The sequence below is a fragment of the Bartonella sp. AA2SXKL genome, from assembly GCF_042197205.1.
Lineage (GTDB): Bacteria > Pseudomonadota > Alphaproteobacteria > Rhizobiales > Rhizobiaceae > Bartonella.
In genome coordinates, this window is sequence record NZ_JBHIRN010000092.1 from 1 (window position 1) to 821 (window position 821).

The 821-nt window shown below is 44.0% G+C and carries 1 pseudogene; it reads right to left on the reverse strand.

The window, feature by feature from the left end:
* Positions 1 to 821, reverse strand: a pseudogene (locus ACFINS_RS09955) (filamentous hemagglutinin); the annotation flags it as partial.

The window sequence follows — 821 nt, forward strand, 5'->3', positions numbered from 1 at the left end:
CCGACATCCAGCAAAGTTTTGACTTGTTCAATGGCATCACTTCCAGGAATAAAGGAGCCTTTACCCAAACCTTGACCCACAAGATCACGCATTTGTTTTTCAATCAATTCCTTTTCGAAATAAGCATCGCCTAAGAAAAAAATCTCTCTGTCAGGATTGTAACCAATTCTGTTCAAATAATAGGCTGAGCCATAAAACTTGCCGACATCAAGAAATTCTGCCCGCGTTTCATAAATGAAATTTTGATTGGGTAGCGTGCCCCCAACACCCCCCGATTGGGGCTTTGGTAAAGGGAGCCCCTCAGACAGTTCTCCTGCATTATTGAGATCCACTTTTGGTGTAAAGAGAGCATCAACCTCGGTTAAACCACTTAAGGACTCCAGTGGATTGCCTTCAACTGCTTGTGCTTTAAAATGCGCATCCCCTGTAATCGAACCTTCCGCTGCCGTGTTATTGAGTTGATCAACCACCAGATTTAAAGTGCCACCCGCTTGGACAAGACCAGGAACGCTCTCCAAAGCTTCTGAACCAATCTGGCGATCCTTGCCATTGGCTATATCTAAAGAAACATCGCGGCTTCCATCAGCTTTATAACCATAACAACTGTCTGTATTAGCCTGACAACCAAGATAAGTGTTTTTATAAGCCGTTGCCCCTAAATTGGTCAGCACATTGGCGTGGATATCGGCATTTCCCCCTGCTCTCATAGAGCTATAATGGTTGTCAATGGTATCAGCGTTAATGATGAGATTGCCACTAGATTGTATTACCCCCGAAACAGTTGGTTTATGCGAAAATGCTTGTGTGACAGTCTTTTCTGT